The 22,607-nt window shown below is 61.0% G+C and carries 23 protein-coding genes and 2 pseudogenes; 10 read left to right on the forward strand and 15 right to left on the reverse strand.

What is annotated here, in order from left to right:
- Positions 1–2: 2 nt before the first annotated feature.
- Positions 3–305, reverse strand: a complete 303-nt coding sequence (locus ACLD1Y_RS19460) for a type II toxin-antitoxin system HigB family toxin (RefSeq protein ID WP_429479453.1) — start codon at positions 303–305, stop codon at positions 3–5.
- 171 nt (positions 306–476) lie between these two features.
- Here ACLD1Y_RS19460 and ACLD1Y_RS19465 point away from each other — a divergent pair.
- Positions 477–1,244, forward strand: a pseudogene (locus ACLD1Y_RS19465) (MCP four helix bundle domain-containing protein); the annotation flags it as partial.
- Positions 1,245–1,292: 48 nt separating this feature from the next.
- A complete protein-coding gene (locus tag ACLD1Y_RS19470) occupies positions 1,293–2,102 on the forward strand; it encodes a methyl-accepting chemotaxis protein (RefSeq protein ID WP_429479476.1) in 810 nt (269 codons plus the stop codon).
- Here ACLD1Y_RS19470 and ACLD1Y_RS19475 read toward each other — a convergent pair whose 3' ends face one another.
- On the reverse strand, positions 2,103–2,963 hold the full coding sequence (locus tag ACLD1Y_RS19475; protein ID WP_429479454.1) for a hypothetical protein: 861 nt from the start codon (positions 2,961–2,963) through the stop codon (positions 2,103–2,105).
- 753 nt (positions 2,964–3,716) lie between these two features.
- Here ACLD1Y_RS19475 and ACLD1Y_RS19480 point away from each other — a divergent pair.
- From ACLD1Y_RS19480 to ACLD1Y_RS19495, 4 genes are all read left to right on the forward strand, one after another.
- Positions 3,717–4,457: an AraC family transcriptional regulator gene (locus tag ACLD1Y_RS19480; RefSeq protein WP_429479455.1), complete on the forward strand. Its 741-nt coding sequence runs from the start codon at positions 3,717–3,719 to the stop codon at positions 4,455–4,457.
- A gap of 144 nt (positions 4,458–4,601) precedes the next feature.
- Entirely contained in the window at positions 4,602–6,104 is a 1,503-nt protein-coding gene (locus tag ACLD1Y_RS19485) for an efflux transporter outer membrane subunit (protein ID WP_429479456.1), read from the forward strand.
- Positions 6,101–7,255 carry an HlyD family efflux transporter periplasmic adaptor subunit gene (locus ACLD1Y_RS19490; RefSeq protein ID WP_429479458.1) on the forward strand — a complete coding sequence of 385 codons (1,155 nt, stop codon included), beginning with the start codon at positions 6,101–6,103 and terminating at the stop codon, positions 7,253–7,255. The genes ACLD1Y_RS19485 and ACLD1Y_RS19490 overlap by 4 nt, the downstream gene beginning before the upstream one ends.
- On the forward strand, positions 7,248–8,789 hold the full coding sequence (locus ACLD1Y_RS19495; RefSeq protein ID WP_429479459.1) for an MDR family MFS transporter: 1,542 nt from the start codon (positions 7,248–7,250) through the stop codon (positions 8,787–8,789). Before ACLD1Y_RS19490 ends, ACLD1Y_RS19495 begins: the two co-directional genes overlap by 8 nt.
- Here the strand turns inward: ACLD1Y_RS19495 and ACLD1Y_RS19500 are convergent.
- Genes ACLD1Y_RS19500 through ACLD1Y_RS19525 form a run of 6 tightly spaced genes read right to left on the reverse strand, consistent with a single transcriptional unit; the run spans position 8,786 to position 14,172 of the window.
- Entirely contained in the window at positions 8,786–10,711 is a 1,926-nt protein-coding gene (locus tag ACLD1Y_RS19500) for a response regulator (RefSeq protein ID WP_429479460.1), read from the reverse strand. The genes ACLD1Y_RS19495 and ACLD1Y_RS19500 overlap by 4 nt on opposite strands.
- Positions 10,701–11,564, reverse strand: coding sequence for a sensor histidine kinase (locus tag ACLD1Y_RS19505; protein ID WP_429479461.1), 864 nt, complete (start codon positions 11,562–11,564; stop codon positions 10,701–10,703). Before ACLD1Y_RS19505 ends, ACLD1Y_RS19500 begins: the two co-directional genes overlap by 11 nt.
- Positions 11,557–12,564 carry an ATP-binding protein gene (locus tag ACLD1Y_RS19510; protein ID WP_429479462.1) on the reverse strand — a complete coding sequence of 336 codons (1,008 nt, stop codon included), beginning with the start codon at positions 12,562–12,564 and terminating at the stop codon, positions 11,557–11,559. The genes ACLD1Y_RS19505 and ACLD1Y_RS19510 overlap by 8 nt, the downstream gene beginning before the upstream one ends.
- Positions 12,555–12,959, reverse strand: coding sequence for an ATP-binding protein (locus ACLD1Y_RS19515; RefSeq protein WP_429479463.1), 405 nt, complete (start codon positions 12,957–12,959; stop codon positions 12,555–12,557). Before ACLD1Y_RS19515 ends, ACLD1Y_RS19510 begins: the two co-directional genes overlap by 10 nt.
- Positions 12,956–13,318, reverse strand: coding sequence for an STAS domain-containing protein (locus ACLD1Y_RS19520; RefSeq protein WP_426134271.1), 363 nt, complete (start codon positions 13,316–13,318; stop codon positions 12,956–12,958). Before ACLD1Y_RS19520 ends, ACLD1Y_RS19515 begins: the two co-directional genes overlap by 4 nt.
- A gap of 2 nt (positions 13,319–13,320) precedes the next feature.
- Positions 13,321–14,172: an STAS domain-containing protein gene (locus tag ACLD1Y_RS19525; protein WP_429479464.1), complete on the reverse strand. Its 852-nt coding sequence runs from the start codon at positions 14,170–14,172 to the stop codon at positions 13,321–13,323.
- A gap of 169 nt (positions 14,173–14,341) precedes the next feature.
- Between ACLD1Y_RS19525 and ACLD1Y_RS19530 the strand changes: the two genes are divergently transcribed.
- Positions 14,342–15,244, forward strand: a complete 903-nt coding sequence (locus ACLD1Y_RS19530; protein ID WP_429479465.1) for a LysR family transcriptional regulator — start codon at positions 14,342–14,344, stop codon at positions 15,242–15,244.
- On the opposite strand, the gene ACLD1Y_RS19535 is transcribed toward ACLD1Y_RS19530, so the two are convergent.
- Together ACLD1Y_RS19535 and ACLD1Y_RS19540 are read right to left on the reverse strand one after the other, a co-directional pair.
- Positions 15,236–15,994, reverse strand: a complete 759-nt coding sequence (locus ACLD1Y_RS19535; protein WP_429479477.1) for a substrate-binding domain-containing protein — start codon at positions 15,992–15,994, stop codon at positions 15,236–15,238. The genes ACLD1Y_RS19530 and ACLD1Y_RS19535 overlap by 9 nt on opposite strands.
- Positions 15,994–17,298, reverse strand: a complete 1,305-nt coding sequence (locus ACLD1Y_RS19540; protein ID WP_429479466.1) for an MFS transporter — start codon at positions 17,296–17,298, stop codon at positions 15,994–15,996. The genes ACLD1Y_RS19535 and ACLD1Y_RS19540 overlap by 1 nt, the downstream gene beginning before the upstream one ends.
- 198 nt (positions 17,299–17,496) lie before the next feature.
- On the opposite strand from ACLD1Y_RS19540, the gene ACLD1Y_RS19545 reads away from it, so the two are divergent.
- Positions 17,497–17,640: a hypothetical protein gene (locus tag ACLD1Y_RS19545; RefSeq protein WP_429479467.1), complete on the forward strand. Its 144-nt coding sequence runs from the start codon at positions 17,497–17,499 to the stop codon at positions 17,638–17,640.
- Positions 17,641–17,872: 232 nt separating this feature from the next.
- On the opposite strand, the pseudogene ACLD1Y_RS19550 reads toward ACLD1Y_RS19545, so the two are convergent.
- The 3 genes and pseudogenes from ACLD1Y_RS19550 to ACLD1Y_RS19560 form a co-directional block, all read right to left on the reverse strand.
- Positions 17,873–18,007, reverse strand: a pseudogene (locus ACLD1Y_RS19550) (alkanesulfonate monooxygenase); the annotation flags it as partial.
- Between the two features lie 69 nt (positions 18,008–18,076).
- Positions 18,077–18,469 carry a VOC family protein gene (locus ACLD1Y_RS19555; protein ID WP_429479468.1) on the reverse strand — a complete coding sequence of 131 codons (393 nt, stop codon included), beginning with the start codon at positions 18,467–18,469 and terminating at the stop codon, positions 18,077–18,079.
- 39 nt (positions 18,470–18,508) lie between these two features.
- Positions 18,509–18,688, reverse strand: coding sequence for a hypothetical protein (locus ACLD1Y_RS19560; RefSeq protein WP_429479469.1), 180 nt, complete (start codon positions 18,686–18,688; stop codon positions 18,509–18,511).
- Between the two features lie 128 nt (positions 18,689–18,816).
- Between ACLD1Y_RS19560 and ACLD1Y_RS19565 the strand changes: the two genes are divergently transcribed.
- Positions 18,817–19,740, forward strand: coding sequence for a LysR family transcriptional regulator (locus tag ACLD1Y_RS19565; protein ID WP_429479470.1), 924 nt, complete (start codon positions 18,817–18,819; stop codon positions 19,738–19,740).
- 55 nt (positions 19,741–19,795) lie between these two features.
- A complete protein-coding gene (locus tag ACLD1Y_RS19570; protein ID WP_429479471.1) occupies positions 19,796–20,158 on the forward strand; it encodes a 5-carboxymethyl-2-hydroxymuconate Delta-isomerase in 363 nt (120 codons plus the stop codon).
- 8 nt (positions 20,159–20,166) lie between these two features.
- Here ACLD1Y_RS19570 and ACLD1Y_RS19575 read toward each other — a convergent pair whose 3' ends face one another.
- The gene (locus tag ACLD1Y_RS19575) at positions 20,167–21,102 is read right to left on the reverse strand and encodes a LysR substrate-binding domain-containing protein (protein WP_429479472.1); all 936 of its coding nucleotides are present in this window, start codon (positions 21,100–21,102) and stop codon (positions 20,167–20,169) included.
- 137 nt (positions 21,103–21,239) lie between these two features.
- Entirely contained in the window at positions 21,240–22,427 is a 1,188-nt protein-coding gene (locus ACLD1Y_RS19580; RefSeq protein WP_429479473.1) for a cyanate transporter, read from the reverse strand.
- Positions 22,428–22,607 lie beyond the last annotated feature (180 nt).

The raw sequence follows: 22,607 nt of genomic DNA on the forward strand, positions 1-22,607 counted from the left end.
GGTTACTCCGTTTCAACGGTATCAGCGTCAATAGCGTCGTACTGCTTATGCATGCCGATGAACTTGATGTAGAGGGCGCCGTAGCGGTAAGCCACCGCGACCACCAGCCGGTAGTCGTTACCTTTGATGTTGAATACGACTCTTCGGCTCTTGAGGATGCTCGCGCTGCGAAATTGGTCTTTGATGTCAGTCGGTGCTGACCATGCGGCGTTTTTTGCCTCGTCTATCCAGGCCAGCAGGGATTGTTCTGAGTCCGGGTACTTCTGCCAAAACGTCTTAAGTTGGCTGATCGCGATAATTCTCATTGGGAGATCCTAGTCCCGTAGTGGGACTTGTGCAAGCAGAGGCTGCTGTGACTGTTATTCCCTTCGTCCGCGGCGATCTCGTTTCCCGGTGGGCTCCTCCCTAAAGTCCGTACCCGTGCGGCCGAAATGCTCTCATACGATGTCGTATCCCAATAAGAGAGCCCCCCGAAAATGTCCCTTCGCAGCCTGTCCATCGCCCGCCGTGCGGGTCTGGGTTTTGCCCTGATTGCTTTGCTGGTGGCCCTGCTGGGTTTTTTTGCGCTCTCGAACATGGCCAGCATCCGCGCCAATGCCGTGCAGGTTGAAAGCGGGTTGGTGCCGAAGATGCGGATGGTGTCGGATATCCGCGAAATCATGCTGCGCATTCGTACGATCTCACTGCGCATGGCGCTGGACCCGAACCCGGCGGGCATCGCGCAATACCGTAGCCAGATGGACACCCGCAGCCAGGACCTGACAAAGCGGCTGGCCGACCTCAATGCCGTGATCGACACCCCCGAAGTGCGCACGCTATACGACCAGTTCCAGGTGTCGCTGCGCCAGTACCAGCAGGGGCTGGCCCAGTCGTTTGTGCTGGCCGACAAGCAGCAGAGTGCCGAGCTGAACAAGCTCTTGTTGGTGGACATGAAAACCGTGGTCGATGGCTCCGGTGCCCAACTCAATGCCCTGGCCGACTATTACAACGCCCAGATCAACCAGCAGGGCCAGGCGGCCGAGTCGCAGTACAGCCGTTCGCGCACCATGGTGTTTGGCTTTGTGATCCTGGCAGGCTTGAGTACAGTGGCCCTGGCCTTGTTGCTCACCCGCAGCATCGTCGGGCCGTTGGGGCAGGCGATGCGCGCGGCGGAGAACGTTGCTAAAGGGGATTTGACCCAGAACGTCGAAGTCACGGGTAACGATGAAGTGACCCGCCTGTTGGTGGCGCTGCAGTCCATGCAAGGCAGTCTGCGCAATACCTTGCAACTGATCCGCCAGTCCGCCGCACAAATGGCGGCGTCCGCCACCGACCTCAATAGCATTACCGACCAGAGCAGCCGCAGCCTGCAAAAACAGACCGCCGAAATTGAACAGGCCGCCACGGCGGTCAACGAGATGACGTCCGCTGCCGACGAGGTTGCACGCAATGCGGTGTCGACCTCCGAATCCACTCGCCTCTCCAACGAGACCGCGCGCGAAGGCCAGCATCGTGTGGGTGAAACCGTCAGCGCGATCCAGGCCCTGAGCAGCAACATCGGCGAAACCTCGACCCTGGTGCAAAACCTGGCCGAGCAGTCGCGGGATATCGGCAAGGTGCTGGATGTGATTCGATCCATCGCCGAGCAAACCAACCTGCTGGCCCTCAACGCCGCTATCGAGGCGGCGCGTGCGGGCGAGTCGGGCCGCGGCTTCGCGGTGGTGGCCGATGAGGTGCGTGCGTTGGCCCATCGTACCCAGCAATCGACCCTGGAGATCGATCAGATGGTCACCGCCATGCGCACCGGTTCCAACGAGGCGCTGGTGTCGATGCAATCGAGCACCCAGCGCGCCACCGACACCTTGACCCTGGCCGAGGGGGCTGGGGGCGCCTTGAGCCAGATCACTGAGTCCATCGACCAGATCCACCAGCGCAACCTGGTGATCGCCAGCGCCGCCGAGGAACAGGCCCAGGTGGCCAAAGAGGTGGACCGCAATATCGTCAATATCCGCGACTTGTCTGCGCAGTCGTCTTCGGGCGCTGGGCAGATCAATGGTTCAAGCCATGAACTGGCGCGGTTGGCCGTTGCGCTCAACGAAGCCGTGGCGCGGTTCCAGCTGTAGTTACTCGGGCGTCAGTTCCAACACCCGGTCCCGCCCGCCCTCAGCCAACAGATACGTTCCCCGCCCCGTCGGCACAATCGACTGGGGCGCCTTCAAGAATGAAAGAACCGTCTGTTGGCGCCCCTGCTTATCAATCAGCAACAACCGCGCGCGGTGCGTGGCGTCTTCATTGATCCACAAGCCGCGCTCATCGCACATCAGGAATGTCGGCTGGTTCAGGTTGCTCAGCACCACAGGGTCGCTGCCGTCGGCGGTCAGCTCGCGCACCACGCCCTTTTGCTTCTCGTTGTAGAGCAGGCGCCCGTCGGTGCAGCGCACAATGGCTTCGCCTTCCTGCACCTGGTCGCGCAGCACGGTCAGGGATTGGTCGCTCCAGCGATAACGCAGTAGGCGCCCAGCCGGCTTACGGTCTTCGATGGCGTAGAGGTCGTCGCCCTCAACCCACAAGCCTTGCACGCTGTCACCTTGGAACAGTTCGGTGACCACCCCGTCCTTGTAGAAGCTTACGGGCAAGTCGGCAGACTCCTGGCTGAACACCCACCCGCCGTGGGTGGGGACGATGCCGTCGGGTTTTGACAGGTTGGCCACCACCACCTCACGCGACCCGTCGGGGTGGATGCGCACGATGCTGCCCTTACCTTTGTCGAGTTCCTGGCTGACCATCAGCGAGCCGTCGGGCAATGGCATCAACGAAGCGGCCTTGGGCACATCGTGGTGCACCACCTGAACGCGCCAGCCGCTGGCGGCACTGACAGGATAGAAGCTTTGCCAGGCAAAGAAGCCCAGGGTGGCGACGCACAGCAGGCCAAGGGTGTACGCACAGAAGCGCAGCGCCGGGTGGGTTTTGCGAGGTAGGGTCATTGATCAGTGCCAGCAGTCAGTCGGAGGAAAGTCGCAGGGGCGACCACCCTACCAAGGCTGACGCTGAACTTCACCCATGGGTGCATAGGTATCGACACAACGATCAAACCTGACCAACCCCAAAGCTCTGGCTCTGGCTCTGGCTCTGGCTCTGGCTCTGGCTCTGGCTCTTGATTTGGCTTTGGATCTTGATCTCAGGCGCCCCGTTAACCACGCTGGCCGAACGCAGGCTTGAATCCGTGGGTAACCCGGCAGGACGCCGGGTTAGCCGCCCCGCGCCATGGATGGCGCGTGGCGGCGGCCCACGGATTCAAGCCGGAGTGAGGGCACACCGAGCCTAGGCGAGGTGCCGAGTGGTGGGGCAAGAGCCCTTTTGGTTACTTTTGGGGCTCTTTTCCAAAAGTGACTCGCCGTAAGGGCGAAACCCATATCAGCCATCACCGAAACAACGGATATGTACTCCGCCCAAACCCCTTCAGCGCCTAACGCACAGCTATCGCAGGCAAGCCAGCTCCCACAGGTCCAGTGCAACACTAAAATTTTTATTTGATTGCAGTTAACCCGTGCTGCTTGAAATAAATCACCAAAAAAACAACAGATTGTGGTTATAGGTATTATCTTTCAGGTTTTTTCTAATAAAGATAGCAAGTAGCTTTTGCCTGTTTCGTTTAGTGTTTGATCCACTAAACGCGGGTGGAACGGCGACGTCGGCCATCAACCTTCGTCACTGCCGGAAAATGGAGAATTCCCGAGATGAACGCACATACCCCATTGGCGGCCCTTGCAGGTAACTATGGTCATGGCGACATCGTAGCCGCGCATCGGCATGAAGAGGGTCAACTGGTCTATGCCATTAACGGTGTGATGCTGGTGTCGGTCGTCGGGACCACTTGGGTGGTGCCTTCGGCGCATGCGCTTTGGGTCCCTTCGGGGGTGGAGCACCAGATCCGCATGACCGGCGAGGTGCGCATGCGCACCTTGTTGATCTCACCGGGCGCGCACCGGGCGTTGGCAGAGGAATGCCACGTTCTCAAGGTTTCGCCGTTGCTGCGCGAGTTGATCATCGCCGCAGCCGATGAACCTGACACTGCACCGGCCTTGTTGCGCCATGCGCAGATTGTCGACCTGATCTTCTCGGAGCTCGACAGGGCGCAGAGGGTGCTGGCGCATGTGCCGATCCCTGATGAGCCAAGGCTCAAGTCGCTGTGTGCCGACTTTATCGACAACCCTTCGCAGGAGTCGAAACTGGAGAGCTGGGCGGTGCAACTCAACATGAGTTCGCGCACCTTGGCGCGGCTGTTCCAGAAAGAACTGGGCATGACTTACGGCGAGTGGCGCAAGCGCACTCGGCTGCTGCTCAGCCTGCAACGGCTGGCCAGCGGTGTCTCGATCCTGGAAGTGGCATTGGAGCATGGTTACCAGAGCCCAAGCGCGTTCACTGCAATGTTCAAGCGCACAATGGGCTACACGCCGAGCAACTTCCGCCTGGTCTGATACTCCCCGCCCCGTGGCCGCCTGCGATAAGGCGATCTACTGGCACGTTGTCCAAATCGAAACGATGGTTGTCTGGAACACGGGAGATACGCAGCCCAGTGCTCTCTTAACCTGCGCCTCTACTTGGCATTCTGGGTTTTTTCGATGGGTTCGCCTTATTTCTGTACACGACAGGGTCGTCTTTCGCTGCTGGGTGTGGCGGTCGGCTTGCTGGCAGGTTGTTCCTCTTGGGTTGCTCATACACCCGCACAGCCACACGCGCAGCCCATCAATGTCCTGAGTCGTCTGCCGCAGGGTGTTTCGGCCCAAGCGTTACCCGACCATTGGTGGCAGTTGTATAACGATCCGCAACTCGACGCGCTGGTGCAGCAGGCATTGCTGCACAACCGCGACCTGGCGGCGGCCCAGGCCCATGTGCAATCGATGCTGGCCGGGATCATGCAGGCCGATGCCGAGCGGTGGCCGTCGACCCAGGCCTCATTGGGCGCCGAGTACGGCAAGACGGCCGATGATCAGACCCTGGCCAAGGCTACCGATAGCCACGCACCGTCACAGTGGGCGTTCAACCCAGGCGTTGAACTGGCGTATCAAGTGGACGTCTGGGGGCAGGTTCAGCGCAGCATCGAGCGGGCCCAGGTTCAGGCGGCTGCCGCCCAGGACGCCGAAGACGTGTTGCGCATCACGGTGGTGACGCAGACCACTCGCGCCTACGTCAATACCTGCGCCCTGGGCGCGCGGGTCAAGGTCCAACGCCATTCGCTGGAGGTCGTGGGGCACAGCTTGGCGTTGATCGACCGCCAGCGTCAGGCCGGTGTGGTCACCGATCTGGAATACACCCGCATGCAGGCGTTGCAGGGCGAAACCCTGGCGCTGCTGCCGATGTTGCAAGCACGCCGGCAAGCGGCCCTGTACGAACTGGCGATGCTCACCGGCGTGGCCGACCTGGAACAAGGCGCTGGCGCGGCCTCCTGTGAGGCGGTACCGCAACTCAATGCCGAACTGCCGGTGGGCGACGGCTGGCAATTACTCACGCGTCGGCCCGATATTCGCCAGGCCGAGCGAGCGTTGCAGGCGGCCACGCTCCAAGTGGATATCGTCCAGGCCGACCTGTATCCGAAGGTGACCTTTGGCGCTTCAGTGTCCTCATCCGCCAACAAACCCCATGAGTTGGCAGACAGTAGCGCGGTGATGTTTGGCATCGGCCCGCTGATTTCCTGGCAATTCCCCAACTGGCGTGCCAATCGCGCGCGGGTCAACCAGGCCAAGGCGTTGGAGCAGATGGAGGTGGCGACATTCGAGGCCCTTGTGCTCAAGGCGCTCAAGGAAGTACGCCAAGCCCTTGCGTTGTACGACGGCGAGCGTCAGCGCCACGCCGCCTTGAGCCAGGCCCTGGAGAGCAGCCGTCAGGCCTACCGGCTGGCCCAGTTCAATTACAGCGCCGGCGCTATCGACTTTCTCGACGTGCTCGACAGCGAGCGTGAACTGATTCGCTTGCAGGCCATACGTGCCGATGCCGATGGCCAGCTGTTGCAGCGCCAGATCAGCCTGTTTCGCGCGCTGGGTGGCGGTTGGCAACCTTCCGCTGCCGCTACCCAGACCGTTGCCCGCAGCGCAGCTTCCGTCAATCTTTCCGGTACCCAGCCATGAATATCGCTGTCGATGAAAAAAACGTTGTTCAGGATGAGCACCTCATTCAGGCGCGCAAGCACCGGCGCAAACGCAACCTGATCCTGCTGGGAGGCGTTGGGCTGTTGATCGCAGCGGTGGCGTTCGGGGTGTACTGGATGACCGTGGGGCGTTATCTGCAACAGACCGATGATGCCTATGTGCGTGCTGATTGGGTTCCCATCAGTGCGAAGGTCTCCGGGTATGTGGCCCAGGTGCTGGTGGAGGACGATCAACCCGTCAAAGCGGGGGATGTGCTGGTGCGCATCGAGGCGCGTGACTACCAGACCCGCTTGGCGCAGGCCCGTGCGCAGCTGGCTGAAACCCAGGCCTCGGTGGCGGCGCAACAGGCCAACCTGCACGTCACCGACAGCCTGATCGCCGAGCAAAAGGCCGGCGTTGCCCAGGCCCAGGCCCATACCCGCAGTGTGGCTGCCGAGCTGCACCGCGCAAGCCTCGACCAACGCCGCTACGACGGCTTGGTGCGCGAACACGCCGCCAGTGCCCAGCGCCTGGAAACCGCGGCCGCCAGCTACTCCCAGGCCAATGCCGCGGTAGACATTGCCAAGGCCATGCAACGTCAACAGGAAGCCCGGTTGACCGTTGCCCTCAGTCGGCGCCAATTGGCCCAAGCGTCCGTTCAGCAACAGATTGCCCGGCGCAGCCAGGCCGAGGCGCAGTTGGACCTGGCGACCCATGCGCTGCAAGACACCCTGATCCGCTCGCCCATCGACGGAGTCGTGGGGCAGCGCAAGGTGCGCACTCGCCAATACATCGCCCCCGGTTTGCCGCTGCTGGCGGTCGTGCCCTTGCAGCAAGCCTATGTGGTGGCCAATTTCAAGGAAACCCAATTGCGCGACATGCGCGCCGGCCAGGCCGTAGCTATCAGCATCGACAGCTACTCGGGGCGCAAGCTCAAGGGCCATGTGGTGAGTTTCTCGCCAGGTTCCGGGGCCGTGTTCGCACTGTTGCCATCGGATAACGCCACCGGCAACTTCACCAAGATCGTGCAGCGCTTTCCGGTGAAAATCGTGATCGATGAGCATGACAAAGGCGGGCCTATCCTGCCGGGCATGTCGGTGATCACCACCGTTGATACGCGGCCAGCCAAGCAGGGTGCGGCACATGACTGAAGTCGCTGAAAAGGCCGTCGCCTTTCGCGCCTGGGTGGCGGTGATCGGCGGATTGTTCGGCTGTTTCATGGCCGGCATGAACGTGCACGTGACCAGCGCCGCGCTGCCGGAAATCGAAGGCTCCCTGGGGGCGACATTCGAGGAGGGCTCGTGGATCTCCACCGCGTACCTGGTCGCGGAAATCGTGATGATTCCGCTGACTGCCTGGCTGGTTCAGGTGTTCTCCCTGCGCCGCGTGATGCTGGTGGGGTCGTTTGTGTTTCTGGTGGCGTCTATTGCCTGCTCCTGGGCACCCAACCTGGAAGTGATGATCATCATTCGGGTGATCCAGGGCGCCGCTGGCGCGGTGCTGATCCCCTTGTCATTCCAACTGATCATCACCGAGCTGCCGCCCAGCAAGATTGCCATGGGGATGGCCTTGTTTGCCTTGTCCAACAGTGTTGCCCAGGCCGCCGGACCGTCCATTGGTGGCTGGCTGACGGATGCTTATTCCTGGCGCTGGATTTTCTACCTGCAACTCGTCCCGGGTGTGCTGTTGCTGCTGGCGGTGGCATGGTCCATCGATGCCAAACCCATGCAGTTGGGCCTGCTCAAGCGCGGCGACTGGGGCGGGATCCTGGCGATGATCGTCGGCCTGGGCGGCTTGCAGATCGTGTTGGAGGAGGGCGGGCGCAAGGACTGGTTTGGCTCCGATTTTATCGTGTGGATGTCCCTGATCGCCGGCATCGCCCTGCTGTACTTCGTGCTTTCGCAATTGTATGGCAGCCGCTCCTTCATCAACCTGCGTCTGCTCAAACGCTACAACTTCGGGGTGGCCAGCGCGGCAATGTTCATTTTTGGTGGAGCGACCTTCGGCCTGGTATTCCTGGTGCCCAATTACCTCTCCCAGATGCAGGGCTACAACGCCCGGGAAATTGGTATCAGCCTGATCGCCTACGGCATGGTGCAATTGGTGCTGGCGCCGTTCATGCCACGCCTGATGAAGTGGCTCAACCCGAAACTGATGGTCGCCAGCGGTTTTTTTATCATGGCCCTGGGCTGTTACCTCGGTGCGCACCTGGATGTCGATAGTGCCGCCAACGTGATCATTCCTTCCACGGTGGTGCGTGGCATCGGCCAGCCACTGATCATGGTGGCGCTGTCGGTGCTGGCGGTGTCCGGCCTGGCAAAAGATGAAGCCGGCTCCGCTTCCGCCTTGTTCTCGATGTTGCGCAACCTGGGCGGGGCGGTGGGTACCGCCGGGTTGACGCAGGTCGTCGCCATGCGCGAGCGCTTTCACTCTGAGCGGGTGGGGGAGTCGATCACGTTGTTTTCCCCATCCTTGCAGGAACGCGTGCAGGCCAGCATGGCCGACAGCGAAGCGTTTATCTTCAACCAACTGTTACCTGCCCAACAGCAGGTGCTGGAGGGGCTGATCCATACCGTACGTCGTGAGGCGTACTTGATGGCCTACAGCGATGCGTTCTACCTGTCGTGTATCGCGTTGATCGTGTGTGGTGCGGCGGCCTTGGCATTACGTGACGCCAGAGCCTAAGGCTGTGATTGCAGACCCTGGCGAATCTTCTCGAGCAATTCATTGATATGAAAAGGCTTGGTGATCAGGTCCATGCGTTCACCGAGAAAGTCTTGCCGGTTTGCCGCATTTTCGGCGTACCCGGTCATGAACAGGATCGGCAGGTCGCTGCGCAGTTCACGGGCGACATCCGCCAGTTCCCGGCCGGTCATGTAGGGCAGGCCGACATCGGTGAGCAGCAGGTTGATCGTCGGGTCGGCTTTCAGGTACGCAATCGCTTCGTCACCGTCCGCTGCCAGGCTGCAGTGGTAGCCCGCGTCGATCAACACTTCGGCAACAAAGCCGCGTACGGACGGCATGTCTTCGACCACCAGGATGTGCTCGCCATGGGTCACTCCCTGCGGCGTCAATGTCTTGATGGTCGGGTTGGCGGGGCCATCCGCTGCGGGCAGCATGATGGTCACTTCGGTGCCTTGGCGGGTCACGCTGCGGATCTGTGCGTCGCCACCGGACTGGCGGGCAAAACCGTAGATGGTCGACAGCCCCAGGCCCGTACCCTGGCCGATGGGCTTGGTGGTGAAGAACGGATCGAAGACTTTGTCGATCACGCTGTGCTCGATGCCCACGCCGTTGTCCCGGACCGACAGGGCGATGTAGGGGCCATTTTCGAGCTTGAGGTTGCCGTTGGAATACGCCGGGTAAGTGGTGACCCAGATGTTGCCGCCTTGTGGCAGGGCATCCCTGGCGTTGATTACCAGGTTCAATACCGCGCTTTCCAGTTGGATCGGGTCCACCATGGCCACGGCCGGGTTGGTGGTCAGCTCCAGCTTCAGCGCAATGTTTTCGCCAATGGTGCGCACCAGCAATTCCTCCAGGGAACGGATATGCGCGTTGATATCGATGGGGCGCGTGTCCAACGGCTGCTGGCGGGCGAAGGCAAGCAGCCGGTTGGTCAGGCCAGCGGCGCTCAGGGCAGAACTCAGGGCTGCGTCGGCGTAACCCAGGACTTTATCGGTGCGCTGGCTTTCGATGCGCCTTTTGATCAGTTCCAGGCTGGTGATGATGCCGGTCAGCAAGTTGTTGAAGTCATGGGCGATACCGCCGGTGAGCTTGCCCAGGGCGTCCATCTTCTGAGCCTGGAGCAGTTGCGCTTCGGTGCGCGCCAACTGGCTGGCCGCGTTGGCCAGTTCGGCCTGCTGGTGGCGTTCGCGATGGCGATGTTCGGTCACGTCCTCGACAAACACCAAGCTCAGGTCGGCACGGCGGTAGGGCGAAATCTGCCATTCGGTTTCACGCACCTGCCCGTCGACCTTCATCTGCAACGTGCCTTTCCAGCGCTCACCGGCCGATAGGCGCAGGCACAGTTCCTGGATCACCGAGTACTGATCGGCTGCGAAGCATTCGAGCAGGGCGTCGGGGTTGAGGTTGTCGTGAATCAGTTGGGCGAAGGCGTGGTTGCATTCGTGGACCTTCAGGTGCGCGTCCATCACCGCGATCGGCGCGCTGATATTGAAGAAGATCTCGCGAAAACGGGCCTCGCTTTCACGCAGCGCATATTCGGTATCCCGTACCCGCAGCAGGGTACGCAAGGTCGCCAGCAACACCTCGGGATCGATAGGGTGAATCAGGTAGGCGTCGGCACCGGCGTCCAGGCCGGTAATGATGTCGCCGGTCTCGATGGAGGCGGCCGAAACGTGCACCACGGGCAACAAGGCGGTGGCCGGGTCGGTGCGCAGGCGGCGCACGATATCGAAGCCGCTCATGTCCGGCAGGTTCACGTCCAGGATCAGAGCGTCGATGGGTTCCGAGGCGATCAGGTCCAGGCCTTCCTGGCCCGTGCCGGCCTCAAGCACCTGGTAATGATGACGTTCAAGGCGCCGCCGCAGGGCGTAGCGCGTGGCCGCGTTGTCGTCGACGATCAGCAGTTGAATCTCACGTTTCATCGACGTTCTCGCAGGCAAGGGAAAAAGGAATGATCACAAAAAACAGCGAGCCCACGCCCGGCGTACTTTCCACCCCCACCCGACCACCGAGCAGTTCGCCAAAGCGCTTGCACAACGACAGCCCAAGGCCGGTACCGCGCAGGCGTTTTTGCAGCGGTGAGTCGATTTGGGAAAAGTCCTCGAACAGGTTGTTATGCAGCTCTACGGGTATACCCAGGCCCGTGTCCTGCACCGCAAAGCGGATCTCGTGTTCATTTTCCATGCACGCCGACACCCGCACTTCGCCGTGCTGGGTGAACTTGAGGGCGTTGGAGATAAAGTTGCGCAGGATCTGCGCCAGCTTCTTGTCATCGGTATAGAGCTTGGGCAGGCCGGCCGGTTCTTCGAAGATCAGGTCTACAGACGACGCATCGGCTATCGGTCGGAACATCCCGCGCAAGGCCGAAAACAGGTCGAACATGTCGAACCACGCCGGGGAGATGGTGATGCGCCCGGCTTCGATCTTGGCCAGGTCGAGCAGGTCGTCGACCATCTCGCGCAACTCCCGTGCGGAACTGCGGATGAAGCCCACCTGGGTGTGCTGTTCCGGGCTCAACGGGCCGTCCAGCTCATCGGCCAGCAGGCTGGTGATGCTCAGGATCGACCCCAGCGGGGTGCGAAACTCATGGCTCATGTACGACAGAAAACGGCTCTTGAGGTCCGACGCCTGGCGCAGTTGGTCGGCCTGGGTGTCCAGCTCGGCATACAGCGCCAGCACGCCCTGGTTGGTCTCGTCCAATTCCGTGCGCAGGGCGTCTGCTTCTTGGCGAAGACGCTCGATTTGCGCGGTGAGCGAGGCGGTGGTGTCAGCCATCAATGGCCTCCAAGGCAATCACGAAGACGGTAACGTCATCCCGGCCACGGCAAAAATCACGGTGCAGGATGGCGGCGATCAGGGCCGGGTGACGGTGGGCGAGCCCGGGGTAATCCGAAAGATTCCAGCGTGATTGCAGGCCGTCGCTGTACAGAATCAGCAACTGGCCTGCCACCTGAGCGTAGTCGAAGGGGTGTGCCTTGCGAAACTGCACGCCGACGATGCCAGGGTGGGACGCCAACCCGCGCGACTTGTCTGGGCCGATCAGGCTGGCGCCGATGTTGCCGACACCGGTAAAGCGCAGGTTATCGGCCACGGCATCGTACTGGGCCACGGCCATGGCGCCGCCACGGGTGCCGCCCATGGCGGTATGCATGTCGTTCATCAACACCGTCGCATCCACGAAGGCTGCCTGTGCGAACACCTGCTCCCCAGCCTTGGCGGCTTGCTCTGCCTGCTCGCCATGGCCCAGGCCGTCGGCGACCAGTACGCTGAAGCGCCCCGGTTCGATTGCCAGGTGCCAGGCATCGCCGCAGTGCGGGTCGTTGTGCAGGGAATGCTGGCTGACGCCGTAGCGGATATCTTTCACTGGCGTGTTACGTGGCCATAGCCGGGCCAGGATCGCCGTGCCTCGCGAGTCGGCGTGCACATCGAAAACCTGGGCCTGGCGTGAGATGGCGCCCAGGCCAATGCCTTGGGTGCCACCCGTGGAAAAACCGTCCACCAGGCAGTTGTTCAACTCAAACCCCTGGCCACGGTCGACCGCCAGCAGCTCCACACCACCGTTGCCAGTGGCGCGCAGGTGCAGCGCGCCGTGGTCGGCATGCTTGAGGATATTGCTGGCCAGTTCCGTGGCCACCAGGGCCACGCGGCCGGCATCGGTTTCGTCAAAGCCCAGCTGTTCGGCGAGCTTCTGCGCCACGCGCCGGGTGTGGCCGATCTGGCTTACCTCTTCAATCAACAAGACGTGCGTCAGGGCACTGGGAATGTTCAGGCCCATCGGGTGATCGTCACGCGGGTGCCTTTGCCTGGTGCGGTGTCCAGTTCAAATTCTTCCACCAGGCGCTTGGCCCCGGTGAGGCCCAGGCCCAGGCCGCTGCCGGAGGTCCAGCCGTCGGTCATGGCCAGCTTGAGGTCGGGAATCCCCGGGCCCTCGTCGCGAAAGGTCAGGCGCACGCCGGTGCGGTGGTCTTTCTCGATCACCGCCCAGTCCATATACCCGCCACCGCCATACACCACAGTGTTACGCGCCAACTCGCTGACCGCCGTGACCAGCTTGGTCAGGTCGATCAGGCGCATGCCGCAGTCCTGGGCCAGTTTGCGTACCAATTGTCGAGCCAGCACAACGTCCTGTTCTATCAGCACGGGATGGGTGCCGTTGCTGGCTTGGGTCATGAGTGTTCTACCCGGTCGCGCAACAGTTTCATGCCGCGCTCAACATTCAGCGCAGTGGCTACACCCGGCAAGGTCATGCCCAGTTCCACCAGCGTGATGGCGACAGCTGGCTGCATGCCTACCAAAACGGTCTGGGCGTCCATGATGCGCGACAGGCCGGAGATCGTGCCGATCATGCGGCCGATGAACGAGTCGACCATGTCCAGCGCCGAGATATCGATCAGCACACCGCGCGCCGAAGTGCGGCTGATGCGCTCCGACAAGTCGTCCTGCAGAGTCAGTGCGAGTTGGTCGTGCATGTCCACTTGAATGGTCACGAGCAAGAAGTCGCCCATTTGCAAAATAGGGATGCGCTCCATACTCAAACGGCCTTGGTAACGGTGACGCCCAGGCGCTTGAGGGACAGCGCCAGGGCGTCCGCCAGGTTGGCCTTTGTGATCACGCCTTGCAGGTCGAGGCCCAGGTGGACGATGGTCTGGGCAATTTGCGGGCGCACACCGCTGATGATGCAGTCGGCGCCCATCAGGCGGATGGCCGTCACGGTTTTGAGCAGGTGCTGGGCCACCAGGGTGTCGACGGTCGGCACGCCGGTGATGTCGATAATGGCAATTTCCGCGCCGGTGTCGACGATACGTTGCAGCAGCGACTCCATGACCACTTGGGTGCGTTGGGAGTCCAGGGTGCCGATCATCGGCAGTGCCAGCACGCCATCCCACAACTTGACCACCGGCGTGGACAGCTCCAGCAGTTCTTCCTGCTGACGCTTGATCACCGACTCGCGTGATTTTTGGAAGGTACGGATGGTGTGCATGCCCAGTGCGTCCAACAGTTCGGAAATCTCCCAAATCTGTTCGGCCAGTTGCGCCGGTTGCTCGGCGTATTCGCGTTGCAACAGGGTGAACAGCGGGCCTTTAAGCGCAAAGATGAAACTGGCGGTTTGCTGGGAGTCATGCCCGAGCAGTGCGCGGCTGTGGGAGAGCTTCTCGAGGAACACCCGAGTCTGCGCCCAGTTTTCCTGGTTGATGTTTTGCGAGCCGCCTTGTTGCAGCGCATCGGTCAGCAGGCTGAGAAACTCATTGGCCTGCTGTTTGATGTCATCTTCTTTCAGGTTGCGGGTGGCTCCGGAGGTTTCAAGGCTTTTTACCCAGGCTGTCGACAAATCAGACTTGCTGGCTTGTAGCGCCGTAACGGTGTTCGCGTGAAGTGTTGCCATGGGATGAAGCTCCTTGAATACCTGTGAGATGCAGCGCAATTTATACTAATTCGAACTGTTTTAAATTGTTTCGGGTGGGCCCGGCAGCTAATGCACACGGGCGCGCTGCGCGATGGCAGTGGGGCTCGGTTACTATAGTTATACTCCCTCGATCAGCCAGTGACCCTCCGTGATCATCAACTTCGACCTCAACGACCTCCAAGCCTTCCGCGCCGTCGTGGACAAAGGCAGCTTTCGCGGTGCCGCCGAGGCGATTCGTATCTCCCAGCCGGCGCTGAGCCGGCGTATCGAAAAGCTCGAATCGGCCCTGGACGTGAAGCTGTTCGAGCGCACGACCCGGCGTGTGAGTCTGACCATGGTGGGGCGCGCTTTTCTCCCACAAGTGGAAAGAATATTGGATGACCTGGACATTGCCTTGATGGGCATCAGTAATGTGGCCTCCACGCGCATGGGCAACGTCACCATCGCCTGCGTGCCGTCCACGGCGTACTACTTCATGCCCCACGTGATCTCCGAATTCCACAAGCTGTACCCGAAGATTCGCCTGCGGGTGCTGGATGCCAGTGCCGGTGAAGTGTGCAACGCAGTGGAAAGTGGCGAGGCGGATTTCGGCGTGAGCTTCAGCGGTAGCCTGGCCGATGAAGTCGAGTTCGAGCTGTTGTTGCAGGAGCGCTATGTGCTGGCCTGCCGCCGTGACCACCCGCTGGCCGGGCGCGACAGCGTGCCCTGGGCCGAAGCCTATGAGCATGACTACATCACCGTGGACAAGACCTCGGGCAACCGCTTCCTGCTGGACCAGGCCCTGCGCGGCGTTCGGGTGAAAAAACCGAGTATCTGCGAGACCCACCATGTCACCACGATGATCGGGCTGGTGGAGGCGGGGTTGGGGGTGGCGATGGTGCCGTCGATTGCGATGCCGGCGATTGAACACCCGATCCTGGTCAGCGTGCCGCTGGTGGAGCCCCAGGTAATGCGCAATGTGGGCCTGATAAAACGCCGCGGGCGGACATTGCCGCCAGCGGCGCTGGAGTTGGAGCGGTTGGTGCGCGAGATGCCGTTCCGGTCAGCGTGACACCGAGTCCAGGCCGGTGGATTGCACCACCGGTTGCGCCTCGGGCGAGGCCAGGTACTGCAACAGGGCCTTGGCCTGTTCCGGGTGTTGGGCATTGACCGGAATACCCGCCGCAAAGCGTGTCACCGATTGCACGTCTTCCGGGATCTTGCCGACGTACGTCACCCCCGGCACCGGCAACAGTTCCGCGACCTGCTGCAAGCCCACCTCGTAGTCACCCTTGGCGACCTGTTCGGCCACCGGGATACGTTCGATCATGGTGCCTTTGGCCGGCATGCCGAGTTTCTTGAACAGCTCTTTCTCGACATACACACCGCTGGCGCTGTCCGAATACGCCACGGACTTGGCCTGGCTCAGCACTGCCTTGAGTTCGGCATCGGTGCTGATGGCGGGCTTGGGCGCGCCTTGCTTGACCACCAGGCCGATGCGCGAGTCTGCCAGTTCCACACGGGATGCCTTGTCGACTTTGCCTTGTTTGATCAAATCGTCCAGGGCATAGCCGACCATGATCACCACGTCGGCGTGTTCGCCACGGGCCAGGCGGTTGGGAATCGCTTCCGGCGCCTTACCCATGGACGGGCCGAGGATAGTGTCGAGCGTATCGCCGCTGTGCTGGGCGTACTGCGGGCCCAGCAATTTATAGGCGGCAGTGAAGCCGCCGGAGGTCATCACCTTGAGTTCTTCGGCCTGGGCCGTCAGCGCCAATGCGCCGAGGGCCAGGGCCGTCAGGGTGTTGAGCAGCGGGCGCATCATGCGGCCCCCTGGATCACCTGGCCACGCGCGTTCGCGTGGCGATACAGCGCCAGGGTCGAGCACAGGGCGCAGGCTGCCGCGAACATCATCCAGTAGGCCGGCGAGGCCTTGTCTCCGGTGATGTGGATGAACCAGGTGGAGATCGCCGGGGTGAAGCCGCCGAAGATCGCGGTCGCCAGGCTGTAGGCCAGGGAGAAGCCCGCCACGCGCACTTCCACCGGCATGATCTCGGTAAGGGCCGGGATCATCGCGCCGTTGTACATGCCATAGAGGAAGGAGAACCACAGCAGGGTTTCCAGCATATGGGCAAAGCTCGGTGCGTTCACCACGTAGGACAGGGCTGGGTAGGCAGTCAGCACCGTCAGCACGGTCATGGCGATCAATACCGGCTTGCGGCCAAAACGGTCACTCAACGTGCCGCCGATAGGCAGCCAGACAAAGTTCGACACCGCCACCAGCAAGGTCACCAGCAGCGCATCGGAGGTGCTCAGTTGCAGCACGGTCTTGCCGAAGGTCGGTGCGTACACGGTGATCAGGTAGAACGCGGTGGTGGTCATGGCCACCATCAGCATGCCGCCGATGACCACGGTCCAGTTCTTTACCAGGGTAGCCAGCACTTCGCGCATGGTCGGGCGATGCTTGCGGTTGGCGAACTCTTCGGTTTCCTGCAGGTTGCGCCGCAAGATAAAGATGAACGGGATGATTACGCAGCCGATGGCGAACGGAATGCGCCAGCCCCAATCGGCCACCACGGCAGGTTCCATCCACACGTTCAGGCCGTAGCCCAGTGCGGCGGCGACCACGATGGAGATCTGTTGGCTGCCCGACTGCCAACTGGTGTAGAAGCCTTTGCGGCCAGGGGTGGCCATTTCCGACAGGTACACCGACACACCGCCCAACTCCGCGCCGGCCGAGAAGCCTTGCAGCAGGCGGCCCAGCAGCACCAGCGCAGGCGCCCATAGGCCGATGGTGTGATAACCCGGCACCAGCACGATCAGCAGCGTACCGCTGGCCATGATCGACAGGGTCACGATGAGGCCTTTGCGACGACCGACGTCATCGATGTAGGCACCCAAAATGATTGCGCCCAACGGACGCATCAGGAAGCCCGCGCCGAACACGGCGAAGGTCATCATTAATGACGCAAACTCATTAGCGGCGGGGAAGAACGCGGCAGCAATGTAGGTGGCGTAGAAACCGAACAGAAAGAAGTCGAACTGTTCGAGGAAGTTGCCCGAAGTAACGCGGAATACCGCACCAACTTTCGAGCGGGCAGAGTCGGGCCGGGTAGGGCTAGTCATGGTTTTGTGTCTCCAGCGTTCTTTTTAAAGTGCTTGTTTCGCCTAAGACCGAGAATAGTGGCTGACACATTTAGAAATGATAAGTGACAAATTTGGATTGATTGATGCGTGCTGACTATCAATCGGTGGTGCCGTTGAAAATGCCGGCGCTGTTCTATGCTTGAAGTTGCGACCCATTCTTAAGAACAGGAGATGGACATGACTGACGAGCAGAAACCAAGGGAAGCGCCAAAGGGTGAGCAACCCCGGCGACGTGAGGAAGAAAAGCCACAGACCTGGAAGCATCCAGATGACGGGAAGGAGCTTTCCGAACGGGACCAGGAGTTTCCTTTCAAACACTGATCCGTCAGACGGTGAAGGTCATACCTGTGGGAGCGGGCTTGCCCTAATACCAGTCAGTTAAGGGCGAACGCAGTACCTGCGGCGAGGGAGCTTGCTCCCGCTGGACTGCGCAGCAGTCCCAGGCTTTTTAAGCAAAGAGCTGGGGTCGCTTCGCGACCCAGCGGGAGCAAGCTCCCTCGCCACACTGACGGTGTTTGCCCTTAACTGACTGGCATTAGGGCAAGCCCGCTCACTACAACGGTATCGGGGTGCCTGTGATCTTGCGCAACAGGGGCAACACCTGCGCGCCCACATGAATCGCCTCTTCCAAATGGGGAAAACCCGACAAGATAAAACTGTCCACCCCCAATTGGTGATACTCNAATATGTATCTGACCCTCCGCCATCGCAGGCAAGCCAGCTCCCACAAAAGCCAGCTCCTACTTGGTTTCAATGTTCAGCCTTGAATCGGCGTGCACAACTCGACGAGCGTGCCATCCGGGCAACGCACATAAGACACCACCTGCCCCCACGGCTTGGCACTCGGTGCCGCCAGCTCGGTGGCGCCGTGCGCAATGGCCTTGGCATGGGCGACCAGCACATCCTCGGTCACAAACCCCACTTCCATACCCAGCGGCTGCCGAGAGGTGTGCGCCTCGACATGCCCGCCCTTGAAATTCATCTCCCCCAATTCATGGGCGGCAAACGACAGCGTGGTGTCCCCGGTTTCCAGCTCGCCATAAGTGCCTGATTCATGCAGGAAGCGGCGGTTTAAACCAAAGGCTTTCTCAAAGAAGGCCAGGGAGGCAGCCACGTCGGGTACGTAGATGATGGTGTAGGCAAATTTCATGGTTGAGCAGTCCTTGCTAAAAACTGAATGGGCATTGAGTTATGAAAGCAGCAACGAAAGGGGAAACCCCCATGCCTGCACCAGGAACGCGATCACCGCTGCCAGACACAGGCCGATAAACACGCGCAGCAATGTCCTTGCGGTGGGGTTGGCGATGACTTGGACAACCCAGAGACAGAACCCGGCCACGACAATGGTCAAGGCGAGAATAAACAGCACGGTGGTGTTCCTGCGACCTTCAAGAGCTGATTTATAGTCCCAAAGCCGCCCAATGAACAGTGTGCACATAGACGCAGCCCCGTGGCCTTTCTACACTGCGGCTTGTCTTGGGGAAGGGGCAGGCGCCGATGAATCGCAATGAATTACGCAAGGCCGACATCAACCTGATGGTGGTCTTCGAAGCACTGATGCTGGAGCGCAACGTGACGCGGGTGGCGGAGAAGCTGTTTCTGGGCCAGCCGACCATCAGCTCAGCCCTCAACCGCCTGCGCACCTTGTTCAATGACCCGCTGTTCATACGCGTCGGCCACCGCATGGAGCCCACCGCGCGCGCCGAGGAAATCATCCAGCACCTGTCGCCGGCCCTGGACTCGCTGTCATCGGCCCTGAGCCTGACCCACGACTTCGACCCCTCCATCAGCACCATGACCTTCCGCATCGGCTTGTCCGATGACGTCGAGTTCGGCCTGTTGCCGCCGCTGTTGCGCACCCTGCGCCGGGAAGCGCCGCAGGTCGTCTTTGTGGTGCAGCATGTGGATTACTGGCGCATTCCCGACTTGCTGGCCTCGGGTGATATCACCGTGGGAATCACCCAGACCCGTGGCCTGCCGGCCAATGCCAAGCGCAAGCTGTTGCGCCATATCCATCCGCGAATTTTGCGCGCCGACCCATCGGACACGCCGCTGACCCTCGATGAGTACTGCTCGCGCCCCCATGTGCTGGTGTCCCACACTGCCAACGTGTCGGGGTTTGCCGATGAGTGGCTGGCAGAAATTGGCCGCAAGCGCCAAGTGGTGTTGTCGGTGCCGCAGTACAGCGCGCTGCCGGCACTGCTGGCCGGCACTGACCTGATCGCCAGCCTGCCGGACTACACCGCCGAGGCCATGGCCGTGTCGGGTAACCTGTTCTGCGAGCCGTTCCCGTTCGAGACGCCCACGCTGGATTTGTCCATGGTCTGGCTCAGCCACGTGGACACCGACCCGGCCGAACGCTGGGTGCGTTCGCGGCTGGAGGCGTTTATGAGTGATCGCGGGTTGGGGAACAAGGCCTGAGGCTTTTATCCGTGATATATCTACGAATCTTCCTACGTGAACCTCGGAGACACCCATGCCCCACCTGCATCTGGAATACACCGCCAACCTGACGCAACTGGACACCGACAAGGCCCTGTTGCGCCTGAACCATGCGCTGGTGGCCTCCGGTCAGTTCGGTGCCGAGTTCGATATCAAGAGCCGTGCCCTCAAGGTCGAAAGCTTTCGCGTCGGCACCGGCCTGAGCGAACGTGGCTTTGTCGCGGTGCGCCTGGCCTTGCTCAGCGGGCGTTCGGCCCAGATCAAAAAGCAGTTGTCAGAGAGCCTGCTGGCGGTGCTGCAGGATATCGGCGACTGGCCTGAAGGCGTGCAGGTGCAACTGAGCGTCGAGATAATGGACATAGATCGCGACACTTACAGCAAAGTCGCCATCGGCTGACCCGCTCACTACAACAATCCTTGGTCTGCGCAGACTTTTACCACCTGCTCACGAAACCACGTATTGGCACTGTCCTGTTCACTGCTTTCATTCCACTGCATATCCAGGGTAAAGCCTGGCAAGCCATTGGGCGCTTCGCAATGCCCGAACACGGTGGCGGGTGCCAGTAGCTTTTGCACGCGGCGCGGCAAGGTGACGATAAAGTCGGTGCCGGTGATCATCTTCAACGCTGCCCCGTAGCTGTTGGCGCGGGCGATCACCTGGCGCTTGTGGGCCTGGCGGGTGAGCCAGCCGTCAATCATGTTGGTGTCGGAGGTCCATGGCGTGGGGAACACATGGCGCCGCTCCACAAAGGATTGCAGGCTGAACGCTGGCTCCCGTGGCGCCGAGCGTTTGTCGAACACACAGACCAAATCGTCCTCCAAGAGCATCTGGGTCTTGAAGTCTTTGTGGGCACGGTGAAAGTGCGGGCCGAAGCAGATCACCAGGTCGAGGCGGCCTTCGCGCAGGTCATCGGCGGGGATGTCGGTTTCCAGCTTTTGTACATTGACGATCACCGGCAGGTCGGCACGGTCGAAGTGCTTCAGCAGGCGCGGCAGGATCAATTGCTCGAAATACTCCGGGGCGCACACATTGAAGGTCACGGCCTTTTGCGTCGGGTCGAACGCCTGGCCACCGGCGTGGCACAGGTTGATGCTTTCGAGGATCTTCTGCACATGGCCATACATGCTGGTGGCCTTGTAGGTCGGGCGCATGCCCGCCCGGGTGTTGATAAACAGCTCGTCTTCAAAGCTGGTGCGCAGCTTTTTCAGGCTGTAGCTCACGGTGGACTGGCTGACGAACAGCGTTTCAGACACCTCGGTAACGCTGCTCTGGTCATAGACGGCGATAAACACCATCAAGTCCTGCATATCGAGTTTTCTGAGCAAGTTACTGTTTAACATCGGTTTCGTCCGTAAACCCGTTGTACCGAACTCAGTACAAGACAGCGCAAAAGCTTAACGGAACGGTCGTACCATAAGAAGGCTCTGTAGGTCGTTTCTATGTTTCGTGTGAGACAAATACTGTTTGCAACACGACCTCAGCGGATATGCCGAGCGTACTGCTCAGGGTTGAAGCGCGTGACCATCAGCAGCATCACCACGACCACTGCGGTCAGCGACCACCAGGCCCATTCAAAACTGCCCAATTGGTCGCGGATCATGCCGGCGATCAATGGCGACAGGCCGGCGATCAGGTAGCCAATCCCTTGCACAAACGCGGTAAGGCCACCGGCGCGACGCGGGTTGTCCAGGTGGTCGAGGGACAGGATCAGGCTCATCGGGAACAGGCCGCCGATGCCCAGGCCCAGCAGGCAGGGCCACAGCAGGCTCAGGTGTTGTGGGCTGAGGATCAGGCCGCAGAAGCCCAGGATGATCAACACCAGCAGTACCGCGACCACCGTGCGTTTATCCTTGCGACGGTTGGCGATGGCCGGCGTGACCAGGCCGGATAGCACTTCCATCGCCGTCAAAAAGCCCAGCAGCAACCCGGCATTCTGTTCGCTCCAGCCCAGTTCCACGTAGTACGGCGCCAGCCACGCGAGTACACAGGTGTAGGACGCCGTCCCCAAGCCAAAGAACATCGCCAGCAGCCAGGCGCGGCGGTTGCCGAAAAACGATTCTTGCTGAGTGGAACCGGCCTGCGTCAACGGCGGCAATGCCGCGCGCTGCGCGTACCAGAACACCAGCGCCAACCCGGCGAGCACCGCCCACACTGCCAGGCCGATACGCCAACTGCCAGTCTGCACCTGCACGAACGGCGCGAACGACGCCGCCAGCGCCGCACCGCCCATGATGGCGGTGACGTACAGCCCCATAAACAGTGAAACGTTGTCGCTGAACCGCGACTTGATCAGCGCCGGCATCACCGCCTGGATCAGCGCAATGCCTACACCGGCCGCGATGGCGCTGACGATCAGCTCCAACGCCGAATCCAGGAACAACCGCGACAACGTGGCCACGCCAATCACCAGCAGCGACAGCACAATGCTGCGGTGCTCGCCAAAGCGCTTGGCCAGGCCCATGCCCAGGAACATTGCTAAACCCATGGCCATCACCGGCAACATGGTCAGCAGCGCCGCCGTGCTGAAACTCAACGGCACATCGCCCCGGATCGAAGACAACAACGGGCCCACGGCAGCCATGGAAGGGCGCAGGTTAAGGGCGATCAGCACGACGCTGATCATCAGCCAAACGGCGGTGGCGGGTTTTGCGTGAACGGTTTCCATGGGCAAGCCTTGAGTGAACAAGGGCGAATCAGGCCATGGGTCGGGCAGGGCGGCAAATGAGAAAGTCGCAAGACCTATCTAAAAATTGCGGAAGTTGACACAACACAAATCAAAAGGTGGGAGTGGGCTTGCTCGCGAATGCGGTGTGTCAGTCTACTTATCCATTGGCTGGCACACTGC

Origin of the sequence: Pseudomonas sp. 18175, assembly GCF_050432925.1 — a bacterium.
Lineage (GTDB): Bacteria > Pseudomonadota > Gammaproteobacteria > Pseudomonadales > Pseudomonadaceae > Aquipseudomonas.